This window comes from Alkalicoccobacillus porphyridii (assembly GCF_007293315.1).
GTDB classification, from domain to species: domain Bacteria; phylum Bacillota; class Bacilli; order Bacillales; family Bacillaceae_D; genus Alkalicoccobacillus; species Alkalicoccobacillus porphyridii.
In genome coordinates, this window is record NZ_VLXZ01000375.1 from 1 (window position 1) to 245 (window position 245).

A 245-nucleotide genomic window follows, 5' to 3' on the forward strand; every position below is an offset into this window, starting at 1 on the left:
TTTTTATCTTTTTCGGTAACGTCCAGCCAGCGGTTAAGCACAGCGGTATCGTCATAAACCGGCGAACCATCAAAGCCCAGCAAAATAACCGGCAGATTTGTTTGATCCATCAATTCGCTCTGCATGCCGCCATTTTCGCGAACTTCTTTCAAAAAACCGCCGAACTGGCCGTTATGTCCCATCATCAGGTGCTGGGTAAAGCCCAGTTTCGAAAGGTTATCAAACAGATAGCAGTCGTTATTTGC

Annotated in this window: 1 protein-coding gene; it reads right to left on the reverse strand. The window is 46.5% G+C overall.

Going from position 1 to position 245, the window contains the following annotated elements; genetic code table 11:
* The coding region (gene bcsG / locus FN960_RS24645) for a cellulose biosynthesis protein BcsG (RefSeq protein WP_143850862.1) at positions 1-245 on the reverse strand (245 nt) is incomplete at both ends.